At 52.7% G+C, this 1,285-nt stretch carries 1 protein-coding gene and 1 pseudogene; both read right to left on the bottom strand.

All coding sequences use genetic code 11. The annotated features are described in order from the left end of the window. Positions 1-59: 59 nt before the first annotated feature. Entirely contained in the window at positions 60-845 is a 786-nt protein-coding gene (locus D5269_RS17870) for a homocysteine S-methyltransferase family protein (RefSeq protein WP_166545246.1), read from the bottom strand. Between the two features lie 246 nt (positions 846-1,091). Further along, a pseudogene (locus D5269_RS18455) lies at positions 1,092-1,285 on the bottom strand (antitoxin); the annotation flags it as partial.

Raw genomic sequence — 1,285 nt, 5'->3', positions numbered from 1 at the left:
ATATCATGTCGATGCTGTTCCCTCGCCATTTTTCTGCCCTCCTGCTACTTTGAGGACTATTATAGCACATTCCTATTGACGACACAACCTAAAAGGTCGACACCCGCCTGATAAAGCTCCACCATCCGGGTTGCAAAATATCCAGCATTGTCCTCGAAGATCACCCGTCCATTGAGGGAGGACGGATATCCCGCATTCGGCATTGCAATGATCGGGCAGCCGATTTCTCCCAGGCTTTTGACCAGAGAAACCATGTGGCTCGGCCCACAGACGCAGTTAAAGCCAACCGCATCCGCATACCCATCCGCTGCCGCTATCCCTGCGAGTGCGCGGTGGGACAAGCCTCGCCGTGTGTATCCATCCTGAGAAACCGCGAACGAAACCACGATTTTGGCTTCCGGCTCCCGCTCCCGAATCCGCTTCAGGGCGGGAACCAATTCCTCATAGGAGGGAAGTGTCTCAAAGAGGAACGATGTCACCCCAAGATCAAGGAACCGTTCGGCTACGGTAAGATAAAATTGTTCCGCATCCGCTGCGCTGATGCCTCCGATATCCGCAAATACCTCCGCACCATGCTCTGCCGCTGCCTTCTGCGCAATTTCCAAGCCGGCCTGGAGCACCGTTCCAAGCTGCTCCGGGTCGGGCAGCGTCCCGGGATTTGCTGCGAATGTGTTGGTTTTGAGCGCCGTTGCCCCCGCCTTGAGGTACTCCCGATGGATCTGACCGACCAAAGCGGGATTCTTTAGATTGGCAAGCTCACAGGGAGTTTCGTCCCCTGTGAGCGAAAAATAATAGGTTCCGAACGCGCCGTCAAACCAGAGCGGCGCCTGAAATGCATGTCGCAAGTTGTTTCCTCCGTCCGAAAGCGGTTACAGCCGCTTTTATCGCCAAAACACTTAAAAACAAGCAGCGGGCAAATGTCCGCAAGCTTCGCAGGCCTAGTGGCCATGCAATCTGAAGCTGGGCTGCCAGAGAATGTCCTCCTACCGCAGGCTTAAAAAGAATCAAAAGGATACTTTTCAACCGCTTCGATGCTGTCCTTTTTTATTATACCATAAACACGGCAAACTGTCTAATGTGGGGCTCTCCGGTCAGGATCGCATCTGCTTTCCTATGTAATGTTCGACTTTCCCCAGAAAAGCACAAGCATTTACTTCCTGCTGTTCGGCTTCCTGCCTGGAAACTGTAAAGGGATCGTCATAGTCACAGGCGGTACGCAGGTCAAATACCTTTCTGATGATTTGAGAGGAGCTTTCGTCAAAAACCCCGGTTGTAACATAATGCT

This window comes from Anaerotruncus sp. 1XD42-93 (genome assembly GCF_009917605.1).
In the GTDB taxonomy this organism is placed as follows: domain Bacteria; phylum Bacillota; class Clostridia; order Oscillospirales; family Ruminococcaceae; genus Anaerotruncus.
The sequence above is the reverse complement of the archived record's forward strand: the minus strand, read 5'-3'. Positions and strand labels throughout refer to the sequence as shown.